The sequence below is a fragment of the uncultured Ruminococcus sp. genome, from assembly GCF_947301925.1.
In the GTDB taxonomy this organism is placed as follows: Bacteria; Bacillota; Clostridia; order Oscillospirales; family Ruminococcaceae; genus Ruminococcus.
Genome location: NZ_CAMYUE010000008.1, coordinates 52,312 through 77,489 on the forward strand (window position 1 = coordinate 52,312; position 25,178 = coordinate 77,489).

Annotated in this window: 20 protein-coding genes and 3 tRNA genes; 6 read left to right on the top strand and 17 right to left on the bottom strand. The window is 50.1% G+C overall.

Translation table 11 applies throughout. The annotated features are described in order from the left end of the window. Nucleotides 1-31: 31 nt before the first annotated feature. The 15 genes from Q0Y65_RS10380 to Q0Y65_RS10450 form a co-directional block, all read right to left on the bottom strand. Complete coding sequence (locus tag Q0Y65_RS10380) at nucleotides 32-721, bottom strand: hypothetical protein (RefSeq protein ID WP_297959442.1); 690 nt, start codon at nucleotides 719-721, stop codon at nucleotides 32-34. A 30-nt stretch (nucleotides 722-751) separates the two neighbouring features. Continuing rightward, nucleotides 752-1,462, bottom strand: a complete 711-nt coding sequence (locus Q0Y65_RS10385) for a hypothetical protein (protein WP_297959443.1) — start codon at nucleotides 1,460-1,462, stop codon at nucleotides 752-754. Nucleotides 1,463-1,483: 21 nt separating this feature from the next. Then, nucleotides 1,484-2,212, bottom strand: coding sequence for a hypothetical protein (locus Q0Y65_RS10390; RefSeq protein WP_297959444.1), 729 nt, complete (start codon nucleotides 2,210-2,212; stop codon nucleotides 1,484-1,486). A 151-nt stretch (nucleotides 2,213-2,363) separates the two neighbouring features. Further along, nucleotides 2,364-2,510: a hypothetical protein gene (locus Q0Y65_RS10395; protein ID WP_297959445.1), complete on the bottom strand. Its 147-nt coding sequence runs from the start codon at nucleotides 2,508-2,510 to the stop codon at nucleotides 2,364-2,366. A 131-nt stretch (nucleotides 2,511-2,641) separates the two neighbouring features. Continuing rightward, nucleotides 2,642-3,322, bottom strand: a complete 681-nt coding sequence (locus Q0Y65_RS10400; RefSeq protein WP_297959446.1) for a hypothetical protein — start codon at nucleotides 3,320-3,322, stop codon at nucleotides 2,642-2,644. A 10-nt stretch (nucleotides 3,323-3,332) separates the two neighbouring features. After that, complete coding sequence (locus tag Q0Y65_RS10405; RefSeq protein WP_297959447.1) at nucleotides 3,333-4,145, bottom strand: hypothetical protein; 813 nt, start codon at nucleotides 4,143-4,145, stop codon at nucleotides 3,333-3,335. An 18-nt stretch (nucleotides 4,146-4,163) separates the two neighbouring features. Next, the gene (locus Q0Y65_RS10410; RefSeq protein WP_297959448.1) at nucleotides 4,164-4,850 is read right to left on the bottom strand and encodes a leucine-rich repeat domain-containing protein; all 687 of its coding nucleotides are present in this window, start codon (nucleotides 4,848-4,850) and stop codon (nucleotides 4,164-4,166) included. A 57-nt stretch (nucleotides 4,851-4,907) separates the two neighbouring features. After that, entirely contained in the window at nucleotides 4,908-6,731 is a 1,824-nt protein-coding gene (gene typA, locus Q0Y65_RS10415) for a translational GTPase TypA (RefSeq protein ID WP_297959449.1), read from the bottom strand. Between the two features lie 72 nt (nucleotides 6,732-6,803). Further along, nucleotides 6,804-7,334 (bottom strand): hypothetical protein, encoded by a 531-nt coding sequence (locus Q0Y65_RS10420; protein ID WP_297959450.1) that lies wholly within the window; start codon nucleotides 7,332-7,334, stop codon nucleotides 6,804-6,806. A gap of 157 nt (nucleotides 7,335-7,491) precedes the next feature. Then, nucleotides 7,492-7,577, bottom strand: a tRNA-Tyr gene (locus tag Q0Y65_RS10425). 36 nt (nucleotides 7,578-7,613) lie between these two features. Further along, nucleotides 7,614-7,689: transfer RNA gene (locus Q0Y65_RS10430), tRNA-Thr, on the bottom strand. Between the two features lie 66 nt (nucleotides 7,690-7,755). Continuing rightward, nucleotides 7,756-7,832, bottom strand: a tRNA-Pro gene (locus Q0Y65_RS10435). A gap of 179 nt (nucleotides 7,833-8,011) precedes the next feature. Further along, nucleotides 8,012-8,287 carry a YtxH domain-containing protein gene (locus Q0Y65_RS10440; protein WP_297959451.1) on the bottom strand — a complete coding sequence of 92 codons (276 nt, stop codon included), beginning with the start codon at nucleotides 8,285-8,287 and terminating at the stop codon, nucleotides 8,012-8,014. 108 nt (nucleotides 8,288-8,395) lie between these two features. After that, complete coding sequence (locus Q0Y65_RS10445) at nucleotides 8,396-9,121, bottom strand: 16S rRNA (uracil(1498)-N(3))-methyltransferase (protein WP_297959452.1); 726 nt, start codon at nucleotides 9,119-9,121, stop codon at nucleotides 8,396-8,398. A gap of 106 nt (nucleotides 9,122-9,227) precedes the next feature. Then, complete coding sequence (locus Q0Y65_RS10450; RefSeq protein ID WP_297959453.1) at nucleotides 9,228-10,337, bottom strand: D-alanyl-D-alanine carboxypeptidase family protein; 1,110 nt, start codon at nucleotides 10,335-10,337, stop codon at nucleotides 9,228-9,230. A 330-nt stretch (nucleotides 10,338-10,667) separates the two neighbouring features. On the opposite strand from Q0Y65_RS10450, the gene Q0Y65_RS10455 reads away from it, so the two are divergent. The 6 genes from Q0Y65_RS10455 (at nucleotide 10,668) to Q0Y65_RS10480 (ending at nucleotide 21,302) form a co-directional block, all read left to right on the top strand. Further along, nucleotides 10,668-12,071, top strand: a complete 1,404-nt coding sequence (locus Q0Y65_RS10455) for an ABC transporter substrate-binding protein (RefSeq protein WP_297959454.1) — start codon at nucleotides 10,668-10,670, stop codon at nucleotides 12,069-12,071. Between the two features lie 242 nt (nucleotides 12,072-12,313). After that, a complete protein-coding gene (locus Q0Y65_RS10460; RefSeq protein WP_297959455.1) occupies nucleotides 12,314-14,875 on the top strand; it encodes a glycoside hydrolase family 9 protein in 2,562 nt (853 codons plus the stop codon). Nucleotides 14,876-15,141: 266 nt separating this feature from the next. Further along, nucleotides 15,142-17,796, top strand: coding sequence for a glycoside hydrolase family 9 protein (locus Q0Y65_RS10465; RefSeq protein WP_297959456.1), 2,655 nt, complete (start codon nucleotides 15,142-15,144; stop codon nucleotides 17,794-17,796). Between the two features lie 194 nt (nucleotides 17,797-17,990). After that, a complete protein-coding gene (gene secG / locus Q0Y65_RS10470) occupies nucleotides 17,991-18,248 on the top strand; it encodes a preprotein translocase subunit SecG (RefSeq protein WP_297959457.1) in 258 nt (85 codons plus the stop codon). Between the two features lie 82 nt (nucleotides 18,249-18,330). After that, a complete protein-coding gene (gene rnr, locus Q0Y65_RS10475; protein ID WP_297959458.1) occupies nucleotides 18,331-20,502 on the top strand; it encodes a ribonuclease R in 2,172 nt (723 codons plus the stop codon). Further along, on the top strand, nucleotides 20,502-21,302 hold the full coding sequence (locus Q0Y65_RS10480) for a hypothetical protein (RefSeq protein ID WP_297959459.1): 801 nt from the start codon (nucleotides 20,502-20,504) through the stop codon (nucleotides 21,300-21,302). The genes rnr and Q0Y65_RS10480 overlap by 1 nt, the downstream gene beginning before the upstream one ends. 163 nt (nucleotides 21,303-21,465) lie before the next feature. On the opposite strand, the gene Q0Y65_RS10485 is transcribed toward Q0Y65_RS10480, so the two are convergent. Together Q0Y65_RS10485 and Q0Y65_RS10490 are read right to left on the bottom strand one after the other, a co-directional pair. After that, nucleotides 21,466-23,280, bottom strand: coding sequence for a Na/Pi cotransporter family protein (locus Q0Y65_RS10485; protein ID WP_297959460.1), 1,815 nt, complete (start codon nucleotides 23,278-23,280; stop codon nucleotides 21,466-21,468). Nucleotides 23,281-23,435: 155 nt separating this feature from the next. After that, a complete protein-coding gene (locus tag Q0Y65_RS10490; RefSeq protein WP_297959461.1) occupies nucleotides 23,436-25,028 on the bottom strand; it encodes a lipopolysaccharide biosynthesis protein in 1,593 nt (530 codons plus the stop codon). Nucleotides 25,029-25,178 lie beyond the last annotated feature (150 nt).

The window sequence follows — 25,178 nt, forward strand, 5'->3', positions numbered from 1 at the left end:
TTTCATGTTATTATGCTGTAGACAGGTAATCTTAACGTTGATTATTATGAATTCCTTTGATGTCTGCTTTGATCAGCCAGTTCTTTATGAGAGTGATTTTTTTATTTAAAGATTCTGTGTCCTCAGTCATTTCCTTGGTAAGTCCGTATTTTTCAAGTTCTTCATATTCGTGATTATTTAGCTTGTCTAAAATGTCTACCATTTCATCATGATACAGATAGTCCAGATCAACTATACATATTTCTACAAGTAGATCATCACATAAAAACACCCTTTTTACTTTTTCAGCATTTTCTTTACCCATATAATCTGATTTATTCTTTTCGTCGCCGCATATTACGGAAAAAAACTCGTCATACTCCTTGATTTTTAGGATATATAGATCTTTGTATCCATCTTCCAAGGTATCAGATATCAGATAGCATCTGATATATTGATTGTCACATACAGCTTTTAATTGATCTTTATCTGAAAAATAATCAAGATCAGCATAAAAATACGAATTGTCATCACGTAATACATATAGCTCACCTAAACTATCACATGAAACAGTAAAATGATCACCATATTCTGTTTTTATTTTTATTGTTTTTGAACCAATACAACCTGTAAAACTAAAGGTTACAGTTAAAACCGCTATTACAATAATTATTGTTCTATTAGTGCTTTTCAGTGCATTAAATATATGTTTTCTCAGTTCATAATAAATAGTCTTCTTCATCTTATGCTGCATTCCTTTTTTACTTTTTATTTATCTGCTCTGCTTCTTCGGCCTAACGCAGAGGAATATCACCGCTGTTATGATAAGGGCGATAAGGATCGGTACGCCTATGATCAGAGCCCAAACGATACGCACAAGATTTACCGAACCGTCCTTTTTGACGTGATAATCAGCCTTTGTGCCGTCTGCCTTTATCTCATACAGGCAGCTGACCTTTGAAGGCTTTATCTTCAAAGGCTCAGTGACGCTGAGCACATTGCCCTTTTCGTCGCAGTACGCAACCTTGAAACTGCCGTAATACTCAAAGACCTCACGGTTTTCGGTATTGCTCGGCACACCGAACTCCAGCGAGCATTTATCCTTGTCGGCATGGTTGTACTTAACGAAGTACCTTCTCAGCATACAGCTTGTATAGCCATCATCGTAGACTGCAAGTCCGCAGCTGTCATCGAGGACTATGGGATCGCTGTTTCCCCTGCCCATATAGTCTGCGTACACATAGCGGCATACGCTGTATTTCTCGCTGTTTTCCCCTGCTGTGGGATCGGGATAGTATATGTCGTCAGCCTTCTCAGGAAAGAGCAGGTCAACGAAAGCCGTTCCCTCGGGAGCGTTCCCGTACTCTATCTCTATACTCCATACGTCTGTTCCCAGCCCCATTGCAAAGGCGTTCATGCCGCAGAAAATACAGGTCATTACCGTGAATACGACTGCTATGGCAGTCTTGATATGCTTTTTCATAATATCCCCCCATACCGCGCATTACTGTCTGTACTGCTGCTTATCTTTCTTTTTACTATGTCTTGCAATAAGTATGATCGTCACAACAATTGCTGCTATTACTGCAATGCCCAAAACAGCTATTATACATACGGCGATCACAGTACCGAATACAATTGCAGTCAGTCCCTTTCCCACATCTATACCATGATCCAGCTGACATTCAAGGCTGCTGCCGTCTGCATTGACATAGAAATTCGCTTCCCGGTCTGTATACTCAGGCTCCACAGGCTCCGTGACTCCCAGAACATTGCCCTTCTCGTCGCAGTATGCCACCTTGAAGCTGCCGTAGTAATTGGAAATGTCAATGTTTTTCAGCTTCTGCTCGTCCAGGATCACATCCACATCGCTGCTGTGTATCCTGTACTCCGTGGCGATATCCCTGCCGAAAAGGCAGCTGGTATAGCCGTCATCATACTTTGCAAGCTCACAGTTCTCATCGAGAGTCAAGGGCGTCTCTGTACGCCGGCCGTTTTCATCTTCTCCGTAAATGACCAGTGACGCCGAGGCCTTGCCGTCTGCGGAAGCGTATTTGTCGTCGTCCGTCTTTTTCAGCAGTATATCCGCAAAAACGGTCCCCTCGGGAGCGTTGGTGTACCTGATCCATACCAGCCCGTCTGCGGCGACCCATGCAAAGGCATTCATGCCGCCGAAAATACAGGTGAATACAGTAAATATAAGTGCGATCGCTGCTTTGATACTTTTTTTCATAAAACTGCGCCTCTTATCCGTGCTTTTTCCATATTATAGCACTCTGCAGGTGACAATTCAACCGTCGGCGGCAAATCTTAAATCATTTGTAAAAAAATCGTAACAAAAAAGGACGGTCATTGACCGTCCTGTAATTTTTACGCAGAGGCACTCAGTCCATGTCGCTGATATCAGCAACAGACGCCTCGCTGTTCCCCATATCCTGCTCCGCAGCATTTGCAAAGCAGTCCATGCTTCCCAAAAAGCAGGCAACTGCCGCAAGCACCAGGGCCGCAGCTGTTTTGATAGCGTTTTTCATACTGAAAAAGCTCCCCCTTCAGTGTTTATACTGGAATTATATCACATAAAAATACGGATTTCAAGGGGTGTTGGAAAAGTTCATAGAACTGTAACAAAAAAGGGAGCTTTGCTCCCTTTTTTAGTGATATATCACGAAACAACGTAGGCCTTGCCGTCTATGGTGTAGACTGCGATATCCATATAATCGCCGAATCTGTACCTGAGCGAATAGCTTCCGTCGTCATTGGGCTTGTGGTATGTCACATCTACCATATACATATTCTTTGAGGTGATGTTGCAGCCCGGGGAAGCCGTTTCGATGAGCTTATCGTATGTCTCAAAGGCGCCCTCTGTGTCCTTCAGTCTGCCGTCGATAAGCACATAGTCAAAGGTGAAGTCGGAGCCTGTGTACTGCTTGAGAAGCTCGTATTCTCCTTCAAGGAATTCCTTTGCGGAACCATACTGTGAATTCTCAAGGCGGTATTCAAGGAAATCGGGGTGGAGAGCCTTTTTCAGCGCCTCCTCGTCCTGATTGTTTATGGCATAGAAATAATTGGTAAGAGCCGTTGCCTCCTCTGTGGTGACAAATCGGGGGTCCATATCTATACCCAGGGGGAAATCGTTCTCGCCGGGCTGGAATTTCTGGAACTCTCCTCCGTAGGGCATATCCTCAAGATCCTTGCTGTAGCCCTCGGGGATATCTCCGCCTGCAAGGTTATGCTCGTGCTCGTGATCCGAGGAACTCTTTTTGCTGCTGCACGATACTGCTGCTCCTACGGTTATAACTGCCGCAGCCATAAGAGCTGCCGCTCTTTTTATAATAATGCTCATAATATGCTCCTTATCCGAATGTATAGTATCTGCCGTCCTTGACAGCAAATACTATTTCATAGCCGCTGACAATAACGTTTTCGTTTCCGTATGAATCCTCGCCCATGACATAGAAGCAGGCGTCGATGAGATCATCGCACTCGGACTTTACCTGACTGTAGTAATCCTTGCCGAATACATCGTTGAGTGAGCTGAAATACTCCTCTATATTATCCTTGCCCTCGGCGTACTGAGGAGCCGTTTCCAGTTTTATCCTGGTGATCCTGTAATCGCCGTTCATATTGTCGGCAAGTCCCTGACACTGCTTTGAGAAGGACGTCCTGAGATCGTAGTCGTACTCCTTTTTGAGGAAGCTCTCCATCTCGTCCAGATAGCTGGGGAACACACACTTGACATATGTGGCGTAATCAGCCGACGGGAAGCATATGAAGTACTTCTCCAGGGTGAGGAGCAGCTCGTCGGGGAACTCTGCGGCATCGTAGTAAAGCTTTACACCGCTGCTGCTGATCTTATAGGGGCCCAGCTCGGCCTCCGCGTCTTCAGCGGCAGGGGTTATGACCTCGTTGCCCAGTATTCCCAGCTCAAGGGGCAGGTCATCGGTGACAGCGCTGTTGATGCAGTCCATTATCTTGGTATAATACTCGTCCGAATTGTAGTTGTCACCTGAGATCTCCGCTCCGCCTGCTGCTCCCGCAGTAGGTGTCTGAACAGCTGTCTCGGCATAATTAGGCATACTGATATCGCTTTTCTTTCCGCAGCCCCAGAGTCCCTGTGTACCTGCCGCAGCAGCAAGGACAAGAGCCGTAAGCCTTGATCTTCTCATAGCCTTTTCCTCTCGTAATCAATAAACGGCGTATTTTCCCATTGCTCCCGCCCACTCGGCAGCCGCCGAGCCCTCGGGGGCGTATACTGTAAGGCCGGGAAGCTCCTCAAGCCCCCAGCCCTCATACTTCAGCTCCGTGCTGAGTACCGTAAGGGCTGTCATTCCCGTACAGGCGGTGAAAGCCTGTCCCTGTATCCGCGTCACGGACGCAGGTATGGTGAGCTCGGGAAGGTTTATGCAGCCTGCGAAGGCTCCCACCTCTATTTCTTGCAGTCCTTCGGGGAGGTTTATGCTCATCAGGGACTGACAGTCCGCAAAGGCGCCCTCTCCTATAACTTTTATGCTCTCGGGAAGAGTTACCGAGGTCAGGGCATGATCGGCTTCAAAGGCATAGAATCCTACCTCCGTGACAGGTGCTCCGCCTATCTCGGCAGGTATAACAATGTCCGTATCGCTGCCCTTGTACTTTGTGATTATGGCTCCGCCCTCATATATCTCGTAATCGTACTCTTCTGCGGAGACTATGTTCCTCTCCCTTACCGTGGCGAGAGGAGCATATGTGTCATCCTCCGCAGCTGTCTCTTCCGTCACGGCAGCCGCGGTAGTTGCAGAATTCACATCGCTCTGCTTTTCGACCTTGGTGCCGCAGCCCGAAAAACAGACTGCCGCAGCTATTATCAGCGATGCGCATATAAGCTTTTTCATATCATATCTCCCAAACCTGCAAATTGTATGGTTTATATGTGTTGATTTGATGAAAAATCAGGACTTCTTTCCTCTTTCCTTAGCTCTCTGGGTATTGCTGAGAACTCTCTTTCTGATACGGAGAGACTCGGGAGTTACCTCCAGGAGCTCGTCGTCGGCCAGGAATTCAAGGCAGTCCTCCAGGCTGAGTATCCTGGGGGGAACAAGGCGGAGAGCGTCGTCGCTTCCGCTGGCACGGGTATTTGTCAGGTGCTTCTTCTTGCAGACGTTGACAACAAGGTCCTCTGTCTTGGGTGAAGCTCCCACTATCATGCCCTCGTATACGGGAGTGCCTGCTGTGATGAAGAGCTGTCCGCGCTCCTGAGCGTTGTAAAGGCCGTAGGTAACAGCCTCGCCTGTCTCGAAGGAGACGAGAGAGCCTGTGTTCCTGCGCTCGATGTCTCCCTTGTAGGGCTGATAGCCGTCGAATACATGGCTCATGATGCCCTCGCCCTTTGTATCGGTGAGAAACTCGCTCTTATAGCCGAAAAGGCCTCTTGCGGGGATAAGGAACTCTATACGCATACGGCTGCCCTGGGGGTGCATATCCACCATATCGCCCTTTCTTGCGCCTATCTTCTCCATAACGGAGCCTACGCAGTCCTCGGGAACGTCGATAACAAGGCGCTCGATAGGTTCGAGACGTCTGCCGTTCTCGTCCTGCTTGTAGAGAACGTGAGGTGTGGAAACGCCCAGCTCATAGCCCTCGCGGCGCATATTCTCGATGAGTATGGACAGGTGCATCTCGCCTCGTCCTGCAACGCGGAAGGCGTCAGTGGACTCTGTCTCCTCAACGCGGAGGGATACGTCCTTCAGGAGCTCCTTGAAAAGTCTCTCGCGGAGCTGACGTGATGTTACGAACTTGCCCTCGCGGCCTGCAAAGGGGCTGTCGTTTACGGAGAATGTCATCTCAACGGTGGGCTCGCTTATCTTCACGAAGGGAAGCGGATCGGGAGCGTCCGTAGCGCATATGGTATCGCCGATGGTGATGCCCTCGATACCCGATATCCACACGATATCGCCCATTGTGGCCTCCTGTACGGGAACACGGTTGAGTCCCTGTATCTGGAGAAGGGATACTATCTTGGAATTGTAGTTCTTCTTTGAGCCTGTGTAATCACAGACAGTTACCTGCTGATTGACGGCTATCTTTCCTCTTACGATACGGCCGATACCGATACGTCCGACGTACTCGTTGTAGTCGATAGAGGAAATGAGCATCTGGAGAGGATCGTTCTCCTCGCCCTTGGGGGGCTCGATGTAGTTGATGATGGTATCGAAAAGGGGCTTCAGATCCGTACCTGCCTCATACTGGCTGAGAGAAGCAGTACCGCTTCTTCCCGAGCAGAAAAGGAGGGGGCTTTCCAGCTGCTCCTCGTTTGCGTCAAGGTCAAGGAGGAGCTCCAGCACCTCGTCGCCTATCTCGTCCAGACGGGCGTCGGGACGGTCGATCTTGTTTACCACAACGATTATCTTGTGACCCATTTCCAGTGCCTTTGACAGTACGAAACGTGTCTGGGGCATGGGGCCTTCCGCTGCGTCAACAAGGAGGAGAACGCCGTCTACCATTTCCAGTACGCGCTCAACCTCGCCGCCGAAGTCGGCATGGCCGGGGGTGTCGATAATGTTGATCTTTGTGCCGTTGTACATGACCGAGGTATTCTTCGCAAGGATAGTGATACCTCTCTCCCTCTCGATGTCGTTTGAGTCCATTACGCGCTCTGCGACCTCCTGGTTCTCACGGAAAACGCCGCCCTGCTTGAGCATCTCGTCAACGAGAGTGGTCTTGCCGTGGTCAACGTGAGCGATAATGGCAATGTTTCTTAAATCTTCTCTTATCATATTTTCTTTCCTCCGGATCGTCTTTGACTTTCTTATGTTTATATATGTAAACGGCTTTCGCCGGTCTGTGCGTTATTTCGCCTTGTATTTCTGTCCCAGCTTTGCACGGAGCAGAGCTCTCAGTTCTTCGGGAGTGCCCTCGGTTATCTCGCTCTCATCGAAAACGATATATCCCGAGCCCTCCAGAAGTATATCGAAAAAGCCGTTTATTTCCTCTGCGCCTACAATTCGTGCGTAGTCGTATGAGCTGTTGGTGTCGGAAAAGGCCGTATGTCCTTCGAGAACCACTTTATCATCATTAAAGGCAGCTTTCAGGCGGTAATCGGGATTTTTCTCCAGGAATTTCGTATAGCCTTTTACAGGATCAGACTGTCTCAGCCTTAACCCTACTACAATGAACAAAGCAAAGGCAATAGTAAGGCACAGTATCATAAAAGCGCTGACCGAATGACACACAAATACGACAAATACATTCAGAAGCGCTACAAGAACGAAGGAAACGCCTTCAACGAGGAATAGCTTTTTCAGCTTTCTGTATGATACAGAATTCTTTATGAGTACCGAATAATGCCGGATATCAAAATTATTTATCTCTATCTTCATAGCCTGACCTCCTACATTCTTTATACATTTCTGAACAAAAAGGCTGTATTTCCGTGCAAATCCTCTTTTTTTCAGGGCATAAAAAAGCCCTTGCAGGAATATTGCAAGGTTTGCGGCGGGTGAAACGAAAACAGCCCCGAATTCTTTCGGGGCCTTCTGGTGGGAGAGGATGGATTCGAACCATCGAAGCTGAAAAGCAACAGATTTACAGTCTGCCCCCTTTGGCCACTCGGGAACTCTCCCATATTAAAGATCCTATTCTGTCTCAGGACAAAATAATGGAGCTGGTGGACGGACTCGAACCCCCGACCTGCTGATTACAAATCAGCTGCTCTACCAACTGAGCTACACCAGCGCTAATGCTTAATTATTATATCACATCTGCTTCTGATTGTCAAGTACTTTTTTTGACTTTTTTGTCTGGTCGAGGCGACAGGACTCGAACCTGCGGCATCTTGCTCCCAAAGCAAGCACTCTACCAAACTGAGCTACGCCTCGGATAATAATTCTTCGGCAAGTCCTTGACGGACAGCTTTTATATTATACCAGAACGCCGCCTGCTTGTCAAGCACTTTTTTATATTTTGTAACATCATACAATATGGCCGGCAGGTTTTAGTATTTTTGTCCGCTGTTTTTACAAAAAAAGGGAGCTTAAAGCTCCCTTAATAAGAATCATTAGTCCTTGATGTCATCGATGATATCTTCAGCGGCATCCTTAACGTCTTCAACAACGTCCTCAGCCTTGTCCTTGATATCCTCAGCTGCTTCCTTTACGGAATTATCATTGATCTCGAAATCGATGCTCTCGTCTGTGTCGAAGTTGTCGAAATCATCGTAATCGTCGTCATCATAATCTGAACCTGAGTTCTTATCCTTCAGCGCCTGTGCTGCAACATATCCAACGGCAGCTGCTGCGCCAGCAGCTAAAATAGCAACTAAAAACTTATTCATTTTAATTTCCTCTTTTCTCCGCAAGAATTAGTACTTACCGAACCGCTTGCGATCGGATTACGATAATCTGAAATTATTATACCATACTTTTTTTGTAATTTCAACTCTTTACATATTATTTGTTAAAAACATCAAAATTGACAGTGCTGTTATTGGTGCAGTTTCACAACGCAGTATCCTTTGGCCCAGCCACACCCTGTCGGCGCCTGCGGCAACTATGGCGTCGGCCTCCTCCTTGTCGAAGCCTCCCTCGCTGCCTATGAAAAGGCCTGCCGTGGCAGCTCCGTCAAAGTCGATATCCCCGAAGGAGCGTCCGCCCTTTTCCTCGTACAGCAGCACCGTGCGGTCAAGCTCCTTTGTCATCTCCACGGCTCTGCCAAGGCTCACCATGGGAGTTATAACGGGTATTATGCCCCTGCCCGACTGCTTTGCGGCCTCCTCGGCTATCCTGCGCAGTCTCGGCAGCTTTTTCTTCTCAAAGTCCTTCTCGTCGGGGCGGGATACGCACCTTCTGGTCAGCACGGGAACTATCCTTGAAACGCCCAGCTCCACGCTTTTCTGTATGATGTACTCCAGCTTGTCCAGCTTGGGCACCGCCTGAAAAAGGGTCACCGCCAGCTGAGGCTCGGCAGCGCATCTGTGCTTCTCCACAAGGTCGAGATACACCGAATCCGGGGTGATACCCGCTATTTTGCAGCGGTAGTCGATACCGTTGCAGCACACTGTTATCTCCTCCCCCGCTCTCATGCGCAGAGAGCGGCCTATATGGTTGGCGTCGTCGCCAGTGAGGACTATATTCTCCTCGTCGATCTCGTTCCTGAAAAATCTCGGCATAAGCTGCACCTCTTTCCGACGTCCTGCGTCAGATAAATATTATCACATATACCGCCGCCCTGTCAAGACGGCAATAAAAAACCCTGTCTGACGACAGGGACTTTTGTCAATCATAATTTGAATCCACCTTGAGGTATTCCTCAAGACACTGTCCGCTCTTGTAGAGCTTGGTGGCCAGCTTTGAGCCTACATATCTGATATGCCAGGGCTCGTACTGATAGCCTGTGATATCCTCCTTGCCCTGCGGATAGCGTATTATGAAGCCGTACTCATGGGCGTGCTCGGCAAGCCATGCAGCTTCGGGAGTTGCTCCGAAGGCGTCGTCAATGGTATTGCAGTCGATGACCAGTCCCGTCTGATGCTCCGAAAAGCCGGGCCGCGCTGAATAGGTATCCGCCATATCGGCGCCGTCCTCCTTGACATAGTTGTCATAGATGAGCTCCTGATCGTGATACGAGCGGAAGCCCGAGCCTATATAGAGGCTGAGCCCTTCCTTTGCAGCCGCTCCCGACATGGCCTGGAACTGCTGATAGCATATGGGCTCCAGTCCGGGAGAAAAGGTAGCGGGAAGCCCGTAGGTCTTGTTGACTATGAGCACCCCTTCTATATAAGTAAGCCCCTCTGTATCATAAACAGGGGGCTCAGGCGCCTCAGCCGTATTTGACTGAGGCGAAGCTGTATCATCTGTTGAATCGCCGCGTACTGTTACCTTGATCATTACTTCCTGTTCGGGGTCGGAAGCGGATCTGAGGGTAACGTAGCAGGTGCCGGGCTTAACGCCTGTGATATTGCCGATATTGTCAACGGAAGCGATAGTGGGATCGCCCGAGGACCAGCGCTCGTCGGCCTCTTCGGTACCGTCGGGATAAGCCTGTACTCTTGGCATATCCGACTCGCCTACCTCAAGGAATACCGAGTACTTGTCAAGCTTGAAATCGCTCTTGTTTACGGGATCTGTAAGTGTCGCCGTAGTGGTGACAGCCGTAGTTGTTATAGCGGGATCCGTAGTTGTAGCCGCGGTAGTGATCGTAGTCACAGAGTTGTTTTTCTTGCCGCCGTCCTTTTTGCCGCCGTCGGAACAGGCATGAGCAACAAGGAGCACGAAAAGGAGCACGAGGAACGCGATAACGGCAAGGGCTGTGAGCTGTCGCCTTCTCAGCGTCTTTCGGGATACTCTTTTGCGGGGACGATGTGAATCATATCTGTTATTGTCCATATTAAAATCCCTTTCACTGCATATATTAGTGCAGGCAGTCAGTACCGCCTTAAAATACCTATTAATATTATATCACAGCATAAATGAAATGTCACGCAAAATTATAACGATTCCGCATTTTTTTAACAACTTGACATATAACAGGCAGTATTTTTGGAGCTTTTTAACAAAGAACTGTAGACTTATCCGTATTTCCATAGAAAAAAGCAACGTATTTTTCACCGCGGTATGCTGCCGCTTGTTAATATTATATTCCTTGACAGCGCCGCAAAGAACGAGTATAATTATATAGACTCGAAAAGCACACGACCCGAAAGGAGTTATTCTGAAATGTTTGATACAAGGAGACTGCTGGCCGCGTTTACGGCTGCGGCGGCAGTCCTTACGGCAGCTTCTTCGTGCAGCAGCAAGAAGAACAGCAGCAATATAATATCAGCCACGGAGGCCCAGACCACCGGCGCTCCCACAGCGGCGTCCTACGACGGCACTCCCGCCGAAGCCGACCCCGGGATGGAGATAACATGGCTGGCAGACTATGACCTTAACCCCCAGGGCGGCGAGCAGCGCTCCACAGCTCTGGCCATATTCGAGGACATATACGGCGGCAGGATAAACTGGGTGGGAACCTCCCCCGACGACAAGTATAACACACTGTCCTCAATGATAAACGCAGGCGAGACCGTGGATATGTTCCCCTGTGAGCCCAAGGCATTTCCCAACGGCGTAATGACTCAGCAGTTCGATCCCCTTGATCCCTATTTCGGGGACATGGGCATGGACGAGGGCTTATGGTCGGATATGTCATACCTCACGGATATGTTCGCATGCAACGGTCAGCACTACATCGTTCCCTATTCCGTATCGGAGCCCGTTGTGCTCACCTACAGCAGAAAGCTCATGCAGTCCGAGGGCATAGACGACCCCAGGAAGCTCTGGCAGGAGGGCAAGTGGGACTGGAACGCCATGAAGGCCATGATAGAGAAGTTCAGGTCAAACAAGCCCGACGCCGTAAGATACGGCATAAACGGCTGGTTCGGACAGGCTGCTCTCGCATCAACGGGACATACCGTTGTAAGCTTTGACGGCAGCACGCTGAAGAACAATATCGCCGACGCCGAGATAGCAAAGGCGGAAGGCCTCATAAACGATATGTGCGCAAAGGGCTGGGTGAGCACCGTATGGCGCGACACCTTCCCCGCCGACTTCAATACGCTGTTCTATGCCTCGGGAAGCTGGTCCCTCGGCATTTCCAACGCCGCAAATCCCGAAGGCGACCTGATGATAGTCCCCTTCCCCAAGTCTCCCGACGCGGACAACAACTACATCACCTGCAATATCGACTCCCGTATGCTGGTGAAGAACTCGCAGAAGGGCAAAGCTGTGGCAACATACCTCAAATGCGAGCGCCTTGCGGTCACCGAGGAGACCTATAAAAAGGCCGCAAGGGAACAGGCTCTTGTGCAGCAGAAGAACGCCTCGGGCTCCTTCAGGAGCTTCATCACCGAGGAGCAGTACGACGCTTTGCAGGAGTACACCGACCTTGCAAAGGCAGTTCCCGTATTCGACTTCGGCAACGGCATGACCGAGGCAATGACGGGCTACGGTCATTATACCAGCGACACAAGGGGCATAATGTACCGCATAACCGATTCTCAGCAGAGCAGGGACTGGGAAGAACTCAAAAAGGCCTTCTCCCCTGTAATCGACGAGGAGATCGCAAAATACAGCAAATGACAAAAGGACGGCTTCGGCCGTCCTTTTTGTGGTATTCAGGCAATATATCCTGATTATGATAGTAAAATGCACCAAAGGAACGAAGGGCTTTTTGATACATTCTCCAAATATGTTGCGTATTGTGCGAAACTACACAAAATGTTCACAAAAATGCGCGATAATATGTTATAATAGTATCATGGAAGTTATGGCTTCCCGCACTTCTTTACTTATTTATCATTATTGAGAGGAGAATGGAAAAAATGAAACACAAAAACACTATTGCGAAAAAGCTGGCAGCTGCTGCCGCTTCCGCTGTCATGGCACTGACATCGGCGGTAACCACAGCAGTCCCCACAGCCGCAAACGCAGCAGACCACGACTACTACAAGGCTCTTGCCATGTCGCTGTATATGTACGACGCAAACGCCTGCGGCAAGGGCATAACCGACGGTCCCCTCACATGGAGAGGCGACTGCCACACCTACGACGGGGAAGCCTCTGTGGGAAGCCTCAACGGCTCGCTGAAGTCAATCGTCGATCCCGACGGCGACGGCAAGGTGGACGTTTCGGGCGGATTCCACGACGCAGGCGACCATATAAAATTCAATCTTACCATAGGCTTCGCAATGAGCAGCCTTGCGCTCTCGGAATACTTAAACGAGGGCATTTACGAAAAGGCAGGCTGCAAGGATCACCTTATATATGAGCTGAAATGGGGCGCAGACTACCTCATGAAGACCACCTTCCTGGACGGCTCCGGCAAGGTCGGCGCTGTTGCTCACGTTGTGGCCAACGGCGGCACCGACCACGGCATATGGAGCCCTCCCGAGGTCCAGACCTACGACAGACCCGTCTACTGGCTCACGGAAGGCGACAATAACTCCACAGTATGCTGCGAGATGGCGGCAGGCCTTGCAGGCACCGCATACGTCCTCAAGGACATCGACCCCCAGTACTCCGCCCAGTGCATAAAGTACGCAAAGGCTCTGCTGGAATTCGGCCAGAAGCACGTCGGAAACAATACAGGCGGCATCGGCGGATTCTATGACACCGCTTCACAGTATCAGGACGAGGAGGCAATGGCTCAGGCTTGGCTGTGGATACTGGACGAGGGCAGCAAGCCCTCATACACCCCCAGAACAGGCGATTACGGCAACAACCAGTACGACGGCTGGGTATACTCTTGGGATAAGGTATGGCAGGGCTATGCAGCCATAATGTACAAGAAAACAGGAGATCAGACCTTTGCCGACGAGCTGAAGTATGAGCTCCAGAAGCAGGGCGATCTGAAAGAAGGCACCTATAACGGCGACGGCTGGGGCGCTTCGCGCTACAACTGCGCAAAGCAGATGGACGCTCTCGCTCTTGCAAACGGCGACAAGGAAGCGGCATACGCTAAGGCCTCAAAGTATCAGATGGATCATATCCTCGGCGACAACAGCCGCGGCTACAGCTTCCTGCTGGGCTACGGCGACAAGTGGCCCGTACATATACACCACCGTGCAGCCAATCCCGGCAATGACAGCGCAGGAGCTTCATCGAATCCTTCCGCAAAGTACACTGCCTACGGTCTCCTTGTGGGCGGCGACGACAAGAGCGGAAACTATGAAGACAAGACCGACAAGTACCAGTTCACAGAGGGCGCTCTGGACTACAACGGCTGCTTCGCTATCGCCTGTGCAGGCGTAGCAAACCTCTACGGCGGTGACGCAACGGCAATGCCCGCACTTGCAAAGCAGGTAAGCGAAATAAACGCAGACTTCAAGTTCGGCTCCGCAGAGCCTGTGACCACAACCACTACCACCACAACTACTACCACGACCGCTCCCGTAACCACCACAACTACCACCACCGAAGACAAGCCTCTTGTTACTATAACGATGACAGCTGCATACAATGTGATGGAGGTCCTCTCCTATCCTGCAAAGACCACCTATACCGTAGGCGAAAGCCTTGACCTTTCGGGAATTTCCGTAAAGGTCCGCTCCAGCACCTACTGGCAGGAGGTAGAAGGAAGCAGAGCGGGAATGATCTACGGCGAGCCCTTTATTATCGACAATATCACCCTCGATCCCGAGGGTGCGAGAATCGTCGGCGATAACGGCGCGTACTGGAGAGAAGACAGCATCAAGGATATCCCCGCAGGAAGCTATATGCTCATGTACAGCGGAACATACTTTGACGAGACACGCAATATCAACATATCGATCAGTCTCAAATATTCCGTAGTATTCAAGGAAGCAGATGAGAACGAGCCCTATTCCTTTGTTTTCACTATAAAGGATATGGATTCGGGTGCCCTCATAAACAATGCGGAGCTGTCCTTCCGTGCAAACGGTCTCATTTCTCTCCCCGATGATCCCGATTTCCATATATTTGATCCCTACGATCATATGGAAGTTACGCTCAATACCTCCGACAGCAATCCCATAACCTACACCTGCGATAAATTCAAGGACAGGAAAACAGTGACCGTGGATCAGATATCCGCAAAGGCTGAAGGCTATACCTTTGTTGAAGCCACAGAGGATATCAGGGACGGCGGAAAGCCCAATGTCAGGTATTACGATGTGCTAATGGCAAAGACAAACGCCCTCAAGGGCGACACCAACTGTGACGGACAGATCGAGCTGGCCGACGCGATACTCATAATGCAGTCGCTGGCAAATCCCAATAAATACGGCCTCACAGGCTCAGACGCCAAGCACATCACAGAGCAGGGCAAGGCAAACGGCGATATCAACGGAGACGGACTTACCTCCGATGACGCGCTCTCAATCCAGAAATTCCTGCTCCACCTTATATCATCACTTGATAAATGACATAATACCTCTTTTCAGGTCCGTGCAGAACAGCTGTTCTGTGCGGACCTGTTTTTTGTACACCCGAAATGCACAAAATCCGTTGTAATTATGCACAATGTATGGTATGCATTTTTGAACACTGTGACGAAAATATGAATAATCCTCGGCTTTTTACCATATTGTAATATCTCTGTTACCGTTTTGTTACCAAATTTCAGAACAAACCCTGTATAATGATGGTAAGACATATTATAGGCAGATCATATTGAAAGAAGTGTGATAACATGAACAAATTAACAAGGGTTAAGTCAGCCGTTATCAGCGGCGCAATCGCACTGTCCTCTCTTGCTGCACCACTCTCGTCAGCGGTGTCTCCCTCTCTCTCAGCAACAGCGGCAGGCGGCGATAACTATGCAAAGCTCCTTCAGTACTCCCTCTATCTCTATGACGCAAATATGTGCGGAAACAACTCTGACTGCGGTCTTTCATGGAGAGGCAACTGCCACATGAACGACGAAGTTGTCGGCGGTTTCCACGACGCAGGCGACCATGTAATGTTCGGCCAGCCTCAGGGCTATACAGCTTCTACACTGGGCTGGGCTTACTATGAGTTCAAGGACGCTTTTGTGGCTACAGGCCAGGACGCCCACCTCAAGGTCATTACAGACAGATTCGCTAAGTTCTTCCGCGATGCCACTGTCCTCAACGGCGGCACTGTTTCCAAGGTCCTCATCGAAAAGGGCGAGGGCGGCCAGGATCACAATTACTGGGGCGCTCCCGAGACACAGGGCGACAGAGGCCGTATGGTATGGACTACAGGCGGCGCTGCAAACATCACTGCCGAGTATGCGGCAGCTCTCGCAGCAAACTATATAAACTTCGGCAACGACGAAGACCTTACATACGCTAAGGCTCTTTACAATTTCTCTAAGCAGAATACAGGAACATATTCGGTTTCTCCCTTCTATGTAAGCGGTGAAAGCGGCTCGGCAGACGAGCTCGCATGGGCAGCCGGCTGGCTGTACAAGGCTACAAAGGATCAGCAGTACCTCAACGATCTCAACAACGCCCCCGAGGGCTGGTGGGTACACTGCTGGGAGAACGTCGCACTTGGCGCTGCTATCCTCAAGGCTGAGGAAACAGGCAACTGGAGCGCAGTTCACGAGATCGGCGGCGGCAACGAGTACAAGTTCTACGACGAGTGGGGCTCGGCAAGACACAATGCTACCGCTCAGCTGGCAACTCTCGTAGCAGCTAAGTACAATCACGGCGACGCAGGCTGGGCTAAGGGCCAGATGGAATACCTCACAGGCGACAGAGCCTTTGCAAACGGTAAGAGCTACTGTCTCATCGTAGGCTTCAAGGACAACGCTTCCAAGAATCCTCACCACAGAGCTTCTTCACCTGACGTAGGTGCAGAAGAGACGAACGACGGAATCCAGAACAAGAACCTGCTGGTAGGCGCTCTCTGCGGCGGTCCTACATCGGCAAACGGCGACGGATACCGCGACGTTCGTTCAGACTATAAGGCAAACGAGGTTGCCTGTGACTATAACGCAGGTCTCGTCGGTGCAGCAGCAGGTCTTTACCACTTCTATAAGTCAGGCTCTATAGATTCAACTATCACAGGTGTTACAAAGATCTACAACGGTGGTTCTACAACACCTACACCCGGCACAACAACCACAACAACAGCACCTCCCTATAACGTTACTACAACAACAACTACTCCTACTCCCGGCCCTTCAACTGGCGGCAAGACTCTCCTTCCCGCTGACATGAAGGTGGGCGTAGAGGACGGAACAGACGGTCCTATCAGCTTTGCCGAGTTCAGCCCCCAGGGCGCTAAGAAGGCTACACTTTACTTCAAGATAAATACCAGCGACACTCAGGCTTCCGGCGGCTTCGGCACATGGACAGGCAAGTGGGAGCAGGTAGAGTTTGAAAACGTAAAGGCTGATTCAAACAAGGAAGTAGTAGTTGATTACGACATTCCTTCAAATGTTGGCTCAACAGTTAAGGCTATGATCTGGTGGCCTCAGGGTGAGGGTGTTACTATCGAGAAGATCGTTCTCGACGGCGGCGGTTCTTCAACACCTTCAGTTACCACCACCACAACAAGATACAATCCTCCCGCAACAACCACAACTACAACATCACCCACTCCCGGTCCTTCAACAGGCGGTAACGGTGTTTACAAGGTAGAGTTCAACAAGTCTCTCAAGTTCGACGACGCTGCCGACGACAAGATGATCGGCTTTGACTGGTCTGATTTCGATATTCCCAGCGGCGAGTACGCTACAAAGGTAGAGTTCAACATCTCCGCAAGCAGCAACATCGACAAGTGGGTAGGTAACTTCGGTTCTTCAACATCTGTTGCTCCCGATTACTGGTACATGGACGATGACGCTCAGCAGGATGTAACTATCAACAGCACCAAGGGAACTATCACATGGAAGATCCCCGAGAGCGCAGCAAAGACATTCTCTTACGGCTCCGGCGAGCTCAAGTTCGGTACATGGTGGACAAATGTTTCCTCATACAATATGGATTCTATCGTAGTTTATACAGCAAAGGGCGCAGCTGCAACAACAACTACAACAGCAAAGCCTGTTATAACAACTACAACTACCACAACAACAGCTCCTCCCTACAATCCTCCTGCAACTACAACAACTACAACAACACCTCCCAAAGCTGTAAAGTACGGTGATACAAACTGCGACGGACAGATCGAGCTGGCTGACGCTATCCTCATCATGCAGGCTCTGGCTAACCCCAACAAGTACGGCCTCTACGGTTCAGATCCCAAGCACCTCACAGAGCAGGGCAAGCTCAACGGCGACGTTGACAGACGTACCACAGGCCTGACCTCAAACGATGCACTTACTATACAGGAATACCTCCTGCACAGCATCTACACTCTCCCGATCGTATGATCGGATAATACGAAGCAGCTCCAAAAGGAGCTGCTTCTTTTTTATTGTAGGATTTCAACAATTTTGTCCGCTTTTTTTGTCTGGCTTTTTCGGAAAAAACCCTTGCAAAACACTGCCGTCTGTGATATAATATTAAAGCTAATTGAAATATATCGGCTAATGCCGTAATCCATACTTTTCCGGAGGTAGTTTTTATGTCAACTTTAGAGATCATCGGCGGTGTAGTTATACTCGTCCTCAGCCTTTTAACAATCGTTATCTGCCTTTCACAGGAGCAGAAATCACAGGACAGCATGACAGCAGCTCTTACAGGTGCAAGCGCTGATTCCTTCTACGGCAAGAACGAGGGAAGAACAAAAGAGGCTATCCTCGCTAAGATCACAAGAGCTATGGCGATCATACTCTTCATCGCCGTACTTGCGGTAAACGTAGTACCGATCTTCACAAAGTAAGAAAAAAAGCTGCCCTGTGACCTGAAGTCACGGGGCTTATTTTTTGCGCCGCGGCACTGCGGCATATCATCAAGGAGTAAATATGGCAGAAAAAAAGAAGAAACAGCCCGATAAAAAGGGAAAAGCTCCCGTTTCCACGGAGAGCTATAAAAACAAGATAGTCACCTTCCTGAAGGCCTACGGCAAGAAGTCCATGCCCCTAAGCGAGCTGGAATCCAAGTGCAGGACCAAGAAATCGGGAAGAGAGAACTTCACCGCAGCCTTCTCGGAGCTCCGCACAGAGGGCGTTGTCATGATGAAAAAGGGCATGAAGGCTGCACTCTGCTCCCGTATGGGAGTATATGCGGGAGAGGTCACAAGGCTCAGCCGCACCTTCGGCTTTGCAATGACCGACGAGGGCGTTGAGTACTTCATTCCCGGAAAGTGTATGCTGGGCGCTATGCCCGGCGACAGGGTGCTCATCTCCCCTATCACATCACGTTCGGGAGAGCCCGAGGGCGAAGTGCTGGATATACTTGAATTCGGCAGCTCACAGCTGACAGGCCGTGTGGAATTCGAGGACGGCCGACCCTATCTGGTGCCCGATACCGCCTCACGCAACCATGTCATCATCGTCCGCGAAGAAAGCGTTCCCTTTGAAAACGGCGACAAGGTACTGGCAGAGATAGTCTACCGCGGCCGCCGTCACGCCGAGCACAAGGTAAAGATAACCCTGGTATTCGGCAGCTCGGAATACGCGGCTTCCTCCGCAGCCTCGATACTTGTGACCCACGGCGCTCCCACGGCATTCCCCGAGGAGGTGCTGAAGGAGGCCCGCAAGATAGCCGAGGGCGGAGTGCAGGAATACTGCTTCAACAACCGCGAGGATCTTCGCGGAATGGATATATTCACCATTGACGGTGCGGAGTCCAAGGATCTTGACGACGCCGTATCCGTAGAGAAAACGCGGAAGGGCTACTGCCTCGGCGTCCATATCGCCGACGTATCCCACTACGTCAAGGGCAACAGCGCCCTGGACAAGGAGGCTCTGCTCCGCGGTACAAGCATATACTACGCGGACAAGGTCATACCAATGCTTCCCAAGGAGCTTTCCAACGGAATATGCTCCCTCAACCCCGACGAGGACAGGCTGACACTCTCGGCTTTCATGGAGCTGGACAAGGAGGGCAATATGCTGTCCTACCGCTTCTGCAAAAGCGTTATCCGCTCCCGCGTAAAGGGAGTATACTCCGAGATAAACCGCATACTCGAGGGCTCGGAGACAGAGGACATCGCCGCGAAATACGCAAAGGTTCGCAAGAATATAACGCTCATGAACGAGCTGGCGGACAAGCTCATCGCAAAGAAGCAGCTCCGCCACGCTCCCGAGATAGAGACCACGGAAAGCAAGCTCCTCATCGGTGAGGACGGTATCTGCTATGATGTACAGCCCCGTGAAAGAGGCAAGGCTGAGCGCATCATCGAGGAGTTCATGCTGACAGCCAATGAGGCTGCCGCAAAGCTGGCAAAGGACAGGAAGGTCCCCTTCGTTTACCGTATCCACGAGGCTCCTCCCGAGGCAAAGGCGGAGGCTCTCCACGAGCTGCTGCCCAAGTACGGCTTTGAGTGTCCTCATTTCAGCGAGTTCAAGCCTGCCCACGCGGCTAAGATACTGGACAGCGCAAGGGGCACGGACAAGTTTGAAGCCGTGAATATGCTGGTGCTCCGCTCTATGGCGAAGGCTAAATACTCCAACGAGCCCCTCGGTCACTTCGGACTGGTGCTGGAAGACTATGCACACTTCACCTCCCCTATCCGCCGATACCCCGACCTGGCTATACACCGCATAATCACCGATATTCTGGCAGGCTACAACAATGAGTGGCTCAGCAAGCGCTATGAAGCCTTTGCGCTGAACGCCTCAGAGCGCTCATCCGCGGCGGAGATACGGGCAGTCACTATCGAGCGCGAGTGCGAGGACTGCTACAAGGCTGAGTACATGAAAGCCCATATCGGCGAGAGCTTCACCGCAAAAATTTCGGGCGTTACCGAGTTCGGCTTCTACGCTGAGCTCCCCAATACGGTGGAGGGACTGGTCCATATAAGGACGCTCCCCGAGGGCGAGTATGACTACTCCGAGCCCGTTTCACTTACCGAAAAATTCAGCGGCGTTTCCTATACTCTCGGTCAGACCGTTCAGGTGGTCTGTGCAGCGGTAAACGTCAGCGACGGCACTATAGATTTCGTTCTCGACGACGAACAGGAGGATGACTGATGAAAAAGCTCTTATCACTCATAGCAGCAGCGGCTGTGGCTGCGGGAGCTGTGTCATGCAGCGGCAAAAAGGCAGGAAGCTCCTCACAGACCGCTGAAAGTTCAGCTATCGAAGCAACCGACGCTTCCCAGCCCGTACCTACAGACCACTCCGAGGTCACCACGGCGGTCACAACCGCAACGACTACCGCGGCGGAAGCGACTACTGTCACCACCACCGCTGCCCAGCAGGCTACCCATCAGCCCGACCCTATGGGCGGCGACGCCTTTGAGTTCAACGATGACGGAGCTGTGGTATTTGAAAAGCCCGTTGAGGACTCCGACGACAGGACTCTCATAGCAGCTGCACAGGCACTTTACGAGTCCGCAGGCCATGTTCAGCTGAACTTCACCGTCGGCTGCCCCTTTAAGGTGGACTACACCAACTTCGTGGAAAACGATCTCGGCTGGCAGTTCTACCGCATCACGGAAAGCGGCATAAGCAGCTTCAGCGACGTGGAGGACGCCTATTTCAAGGTGTTCAGCAGGCGCTATCCCTGCGATGAGCTGTCGGATCTTTACATCGAGAAGAACGGCGCGGTCTATGCCCTCTGCGGCAACCGCGGCAGCAATATCTATTACTCCTCATCGAAGGTAACGGGTATCAAGTCCCGCACCGCAGACGAGATAGTGTTCTCTGTGGACAGCTTCTATGACGGCAGCGACTTCGGAGAGGAGTCCTACACCCAGACCGACGATTTCTCCGTAGTTATCGAGGACGGAAATGTATGGAAGGCAGGACAGTTCACGCTGCCTTATTAAAAAGCGGCGGCAGCTATGAAGGGGATTCCAAAGGGACTGTGTTCCTTTGGTCGGAGCCACGAGGCAGACAGCCTCGTGCAGGGTCCAAGGGGCAGAGCCCCTTAGATCCTCATCTGCTGCTATCATAAAAAGAAAACCGAAGCAATAAGCTTCGGTTTTTTGTTTATGCTTCGGTTTTTACTTCAACGCTGTCAAGTCTGCGGAAATATTCCTCCGCATACTCGCGGTACTCGTTCCTGAACTGCTCATCGTTCTCCTTGACATCGTGGAGATAAGCGTGGAGATTGGTCTTCTCGTCAGTCTCGATAAGACAGCCCGCGATGTTGGAGCAGTGGTCGGAAATACGCTCCAGGTTGGTGAGTACGTCCTGGAAGATATAGCCCAGCTCAACTGTACACTCGTCGTTCTGGAGACGACGGATATGCCTGTTCTTGAGCTCGGTGCTGAGGTTGTCCACCACTTCCTCAAGAGGCTCTACCTTATGGGCGATAGCAAGGTCATTCTTCATGTAGGAGTCGAAAGCCTTGTTGATATTCTCGCTGATAGCATCGGTGATGACGGTTATCTCGTTTATGCACTCCTCAGAGAACATTATGCCCTTTTCGTGCATTTCCTGTGCCGACTCTACCAGGTTCACGGCGTGGTCGGAGATACGCTCAAAATTGCCCACGCAGTGCATCATCTTGGAAACGCTTCGGCTGTCCTTGCCGGTAACGCTTGCCTTGGCTATTTTAATGAGATAGCTGTTTATCTTGTCCTCAAAGCCGTCGATGATGTCCTCGTTCTCAATGACAAGGTCGCACTTGTCGCTGTCATAGTCAACCAGCAGCTTCAGTGCCATGTCGATGGTCTCTCTTGTGAGCTCTGCCATCTGTTCAGTTGCGGTAAGGCAGGTCTGGACAGCAACAGCAGGGGTCTTGAGCAGGATATCGTCCAGTCCTGTGAGAGTTCTTCTGGAGTCTACCTTCTCCTCCTTGCCGTCTCTTACCACTATCTTTGAGAGCTTTACCAGCTGCTTTGTGAATGGCATGAACATTACTGTGGTTGCCACATTGAATATGGTGTGCATTACTGCAATGCCCACATAGCCTACTGTCTTGCTCATGATGCTCAGGTTCATGACATTCTGGAGTATCATGATTATGGGGAGAAGCACCAGTGTACCGATTATCTTGATGATGATATGTGTCCAGGCAACGCGCTTTGCGTCCTTGCTTACGCCCACTGTTGACAGCAGGGCAGTCACACAGGTACCGATGTTACAGCCCATGATTATAGGCAGCGCCATGCCGTAGGTAAGTCCGCCTGTCTTTGAGAAGGCCTGAAGGATACCGATAGAGCCTGCGGAGCTCTGAATAATACCTGTGAATATGGTTCCTACAGCTACGCCCAGTACAGGGTTGTGGAAAGCTGTGAGTATCCTCTGGAAGTCGGGTGAATTGGCAAGGGGGTCTACCGAATCCGACATGAAGGTCATACCCGTCATAAGCACCGCAAATCCCACAAGGATACGTCCTACGTCCTTTTTCTTGTTCTTTTTTGCGAACATGATAAGGATAACGCCTGCAAGAGCTATGAGAGGAGAGAACGAAACAGGCTTCAGCATTTTCAGTATAAAGCTGAGGATACCTCCGCTGCCGTTGTCCTCGATACCGTCAAGACAGAGTATCCACGCGGTAAAGGTGGTTCCGATATTTGAGCCGAAGCATACGCCGATGGTCTGTTCGAGAGTCATTATTCCCGAGTTTACGAAGCCCACCAGCATGACCGTCATAGCTGATGACGACTGTATGGCTACAGTCACGCCCATACCGAGAAGTATAGCCTTGATCTTGTTCTCGGTCATTTTCTTCAGTGCGACCTCCAGCTTACCACCTGTAAGCTTTTCAAGTCCTGTTGACATTACCTTCATTCCGTAGAGGAAAAAAGCAAGTCCGCCCAGAAGGGTAAAGATGTTAAAAATAGAGAATTCTTCCATGATCGTCTCCTGTTATAATTTATTTCCTATCTTTATTATAATGAAAAGTACAGGCAAGTCAATGATTTCAGTGATTCTTTAACGCGGATTTAACATTCGCCCTGATGCGGAACGATAAAAAAGTCCCGGCGCGTTATCACGTCGGGACCTGAAGCTTATTTCTTCTTTTTATTATTTTTTACGGCCTTTTCGGTCTTTTCCTTTACTTCATCTGCTTCCTCCTCGATGGCGTCGATAACGTCCTCGAGATCGCAGTCGTCATCATCATCGTCATCATCTCCGCCTGCCGAAGCCTTTGCGGTCATATTATTGGAAGACTTCAGTGCACCAAGGAATGAAGCTACAAAGTAGATGAGGAATACGAGCGCCTCAACAACGAAGAGGGGCTTTATGGAGTTAACTACAGCCTCTTTGATGCCTGCTCCCACTGACTTCTGAGCGGGGATAAGAATATTGTAGGCGTGTGCGAACTGAACGTTCTCGTAGTAATCCTCTGCGGTCTTCTCTGTGAGATCAACGATCTGGGATACCTTCTCGCTGAGTGAAGCGATATCAGCCTCTACCTTCTCAACATTTTCCTTTGAGCTGTTCTTGTTGCTCTTGAGAGCATCGCGTCTTGACTCATAGTATTTTATATCCTGCTTTGTCTCGGCAAGGTTTGCCTCTACCTTGGTCTTCTGTCTGAACAGTGAATCATACTGATCTGAAGCTGTTGCATACTGTGTATTTGTGGAATCGGTGCCGTTTCCGAAGATAAGGATAGAATCCTTCTCATACTGCTTTATGGACTCGTCGAGGGAAGCAAGACGCTCTGCATATTCGTCCTTGTCGCGGTTGAGGTTCTCGATCCTGTAGTCATAATAGGCAAGAGCAGCTTCTTTGTTCTTGGTAACGTTGTTTACTGAGATATAGGACGAGATTCTGTCGATATCTATGCTTCTTACTGTCTTTGCATATTCCGAAAGGTCCTTGAAGGTATAACCTGTAACACTTGAACGGAAGTTCGTGTTGTCATCATTTGAAAGAGAGCTCAGGTAGCTTCTTACAGTTCTGAGAGAATCCCTGAACAGGTCGAGCTGCTGTGCATAGTCATAACCTTCGTACTCGGCAGCGTTTACAGCAGCACCGAGAGGTTCATTGTAGCCGTACTGCTCATAGAAGTAGTCGCCGTAGCACTTGAGCAGTGTATTGAGCACCTCAACGCCTGTCTTTCTGTCGAAGCCTGCTGCTCCGAAGTCGAAGTATATAGTGAACTGTGTGGGATAATACTTTGTATCCAGCATAGCCTGTGCAGCAGAGAGGCTTCCGCTTGTGGCCTTGTCCATAACGCTGTTGTAGGCTGTGAGCTTATCGTAAGCGTCATCGGGTATCTTATAATCGAAGGATATGTTGGCTCTTACGTCCTCAACCTTATCGAGCTCGATATTGAGCTGTGTAAGAGTTCTTTCTATAACTACGGGATCCTTCATGGTCTCTATCTCGAACTTGCGTCCCGCAGGGTCCAGACCCTTTTCAATATTGGGATATGTAAAGCTTATCAGCGCTCTCGCAGGAGTCTTGGAAGAAAAAGTTCTTATGGATGAAATAACTACTCCGAGGATACCTGCAATGATAGCAGCAGCAAGCCAGATTGCAAGGTTCTTCTTGAGCTTCTGCATAATGGACGAAACGGAAACGACTATCTCGTTCTTGTTGTCATCCTGATTTTTAATCGTAACGTTGAGGTTACGCTCTTCTCTTTTAGCCATTTTGACCTCCGTGTTCCTTTTTTATTTTTCATTACGGCATAACACGCCGTAATAATCATTATATCACTAAAAAAAACAACAGTCAATAGAAAAAGACGAAATTTCCGTTTCTGACGAATTTTTCCTTGTCATCGGCCTACGTATCGGTCA

Coding starts and splice junctions, on each gene's coding strand:
- Q0Y65_RS10395 (WP_297959445.1), bottom strand. CDS start 2,510: ATGAAAAACGCTATCAAAACAGCTGCGGCCCTGGTGCTTGCGGCAGTT.
- Q0Y65_RS10460 (WP_297959455.1), top strand. CDS start 12,314: ATGAAACACAAAAACACTATTGCGAAAAAGCTGGCAGCTGCTGCCGCT.
- Q0Y65_RS10465 (WP_297959456.1), top strand. CDS start 15,142: ATGAACAAATTAACAAGGGTTAAGTCAGCCGTTATCAGCGGCGCAATC.
- Q0Y65_RS10390 (WP_297959444.1), bottom strand. CDS start 2,212: ATGAAAAAAAGTATCAAAGCAGCGATCGCACTTATATTTACTGTATTC.
- Q0Y65_RS10455 (WP_297959454.1), top strand. CDS start 10,668: ATGTTTGATACAAGGAGACTGCTGGCCGCGTTTACGGCTGCGGCGGCA.
- Q0Y65_RS10410 (WP_297959448.1), bottom strand. CDS start 4,850: ATGAAAAAGCTTATATGCGCATCGCTGATAATAGCTGCGGCAGTCTGT.
- Q0Y65_RS10380 (WP_297959442.1), bottom strand. CDS start 721: ATGAAGAAGACTATTTATTATGAACTGAGAAAACATATATTTAATGCA.
- Q0Y65_RS10490 (WP_297959461.1), bottom strand. CDS start 25,028: ATGGCTAAAAGAGAAGAGCGTAACCTCAACGTTACGATTAAAAATCAG.
- rnr (WP_297959458.1), top strand. CDS start 18,331: ATGGCAGAAAAAAAGAAGAAACAGCCCGATAAAAAGGGAAAAGCTCCC.
- Q0Y65_RS10445 (WP_297959452.1), bottom strand. CDS start 9,121: ATGCCGAGATTTTTCAGGAACGAGATCGACGAGGAGAATATAGTCCTC.
- Q0Y65_RS10385 (WP_297959443.1), bottom strand. CDS start 1,462: ATGAAAAAGCATATCAAGACTGCCATAGCAGTCGTATTCACGGTAATG.
- Q0Y65_RS10450 (WP_297959453.1), bottom strand. CDS start 10,337: ATGGACAATAACAGATATGATTCACATCGTCCCCGCAAAAGAGTATCC.
- Q0Y65_RS10405 (WP_297959447.1), bottom strand. CDS start 4,145: ATGAGAAGATCAAGGCTTACGGCTCTTGTCCTTGCTGCTGCGGCAGGT.
- Q0Y65_RS10420 (WP_297959450.1), bottom strand. CDS start 7,334: ATGAAGATAGAGATAAATAATTTTGATATCCGGCATTATTCGGTACTC.
- Q0Y65_RS10440 (WP_297959451.1), bottom strand. CDS start 8,287: ATGAATAAGTTTTTAGTTGCTATTTTAGCTGCTGGCGCAGCAGCTGCC.
- typA (WP_297959449.1), bottom strand. CDS start 6,731: ATGATAAGAGAAGATTTAAGAAACATTGCCATTATCGCTCACGTTGAC.
- Q0Y65_RS10485 (WP_297959460.1), bottom strand. CDS start 23,280: ATGGAAGAATTCTCTATTTTTAACATCTTTACCCTTCTGGGCGGACTT.
- secG (WP_297959457.1), top strand. CDS start 17,991: ATGTCAACTTTAGAGATCATCGGCGGTGTAGTTATACTCGTCCTCAGC.
- Q0Y65_RS10400 (WP_297959446.1), bottom strand. CDS start 3,322: ATGAGCATTATTATAAAAAGAGCGGCAGCTCTTATGGCTGCGGCAGTT.
- Q0Y65_RS10480 (WP_297959459.1), top strand. CDS start 20,502: ATGAAAAAGCTCTTATCACTCATAGCAGCAGCGGCTGTGGCTGCGGGA.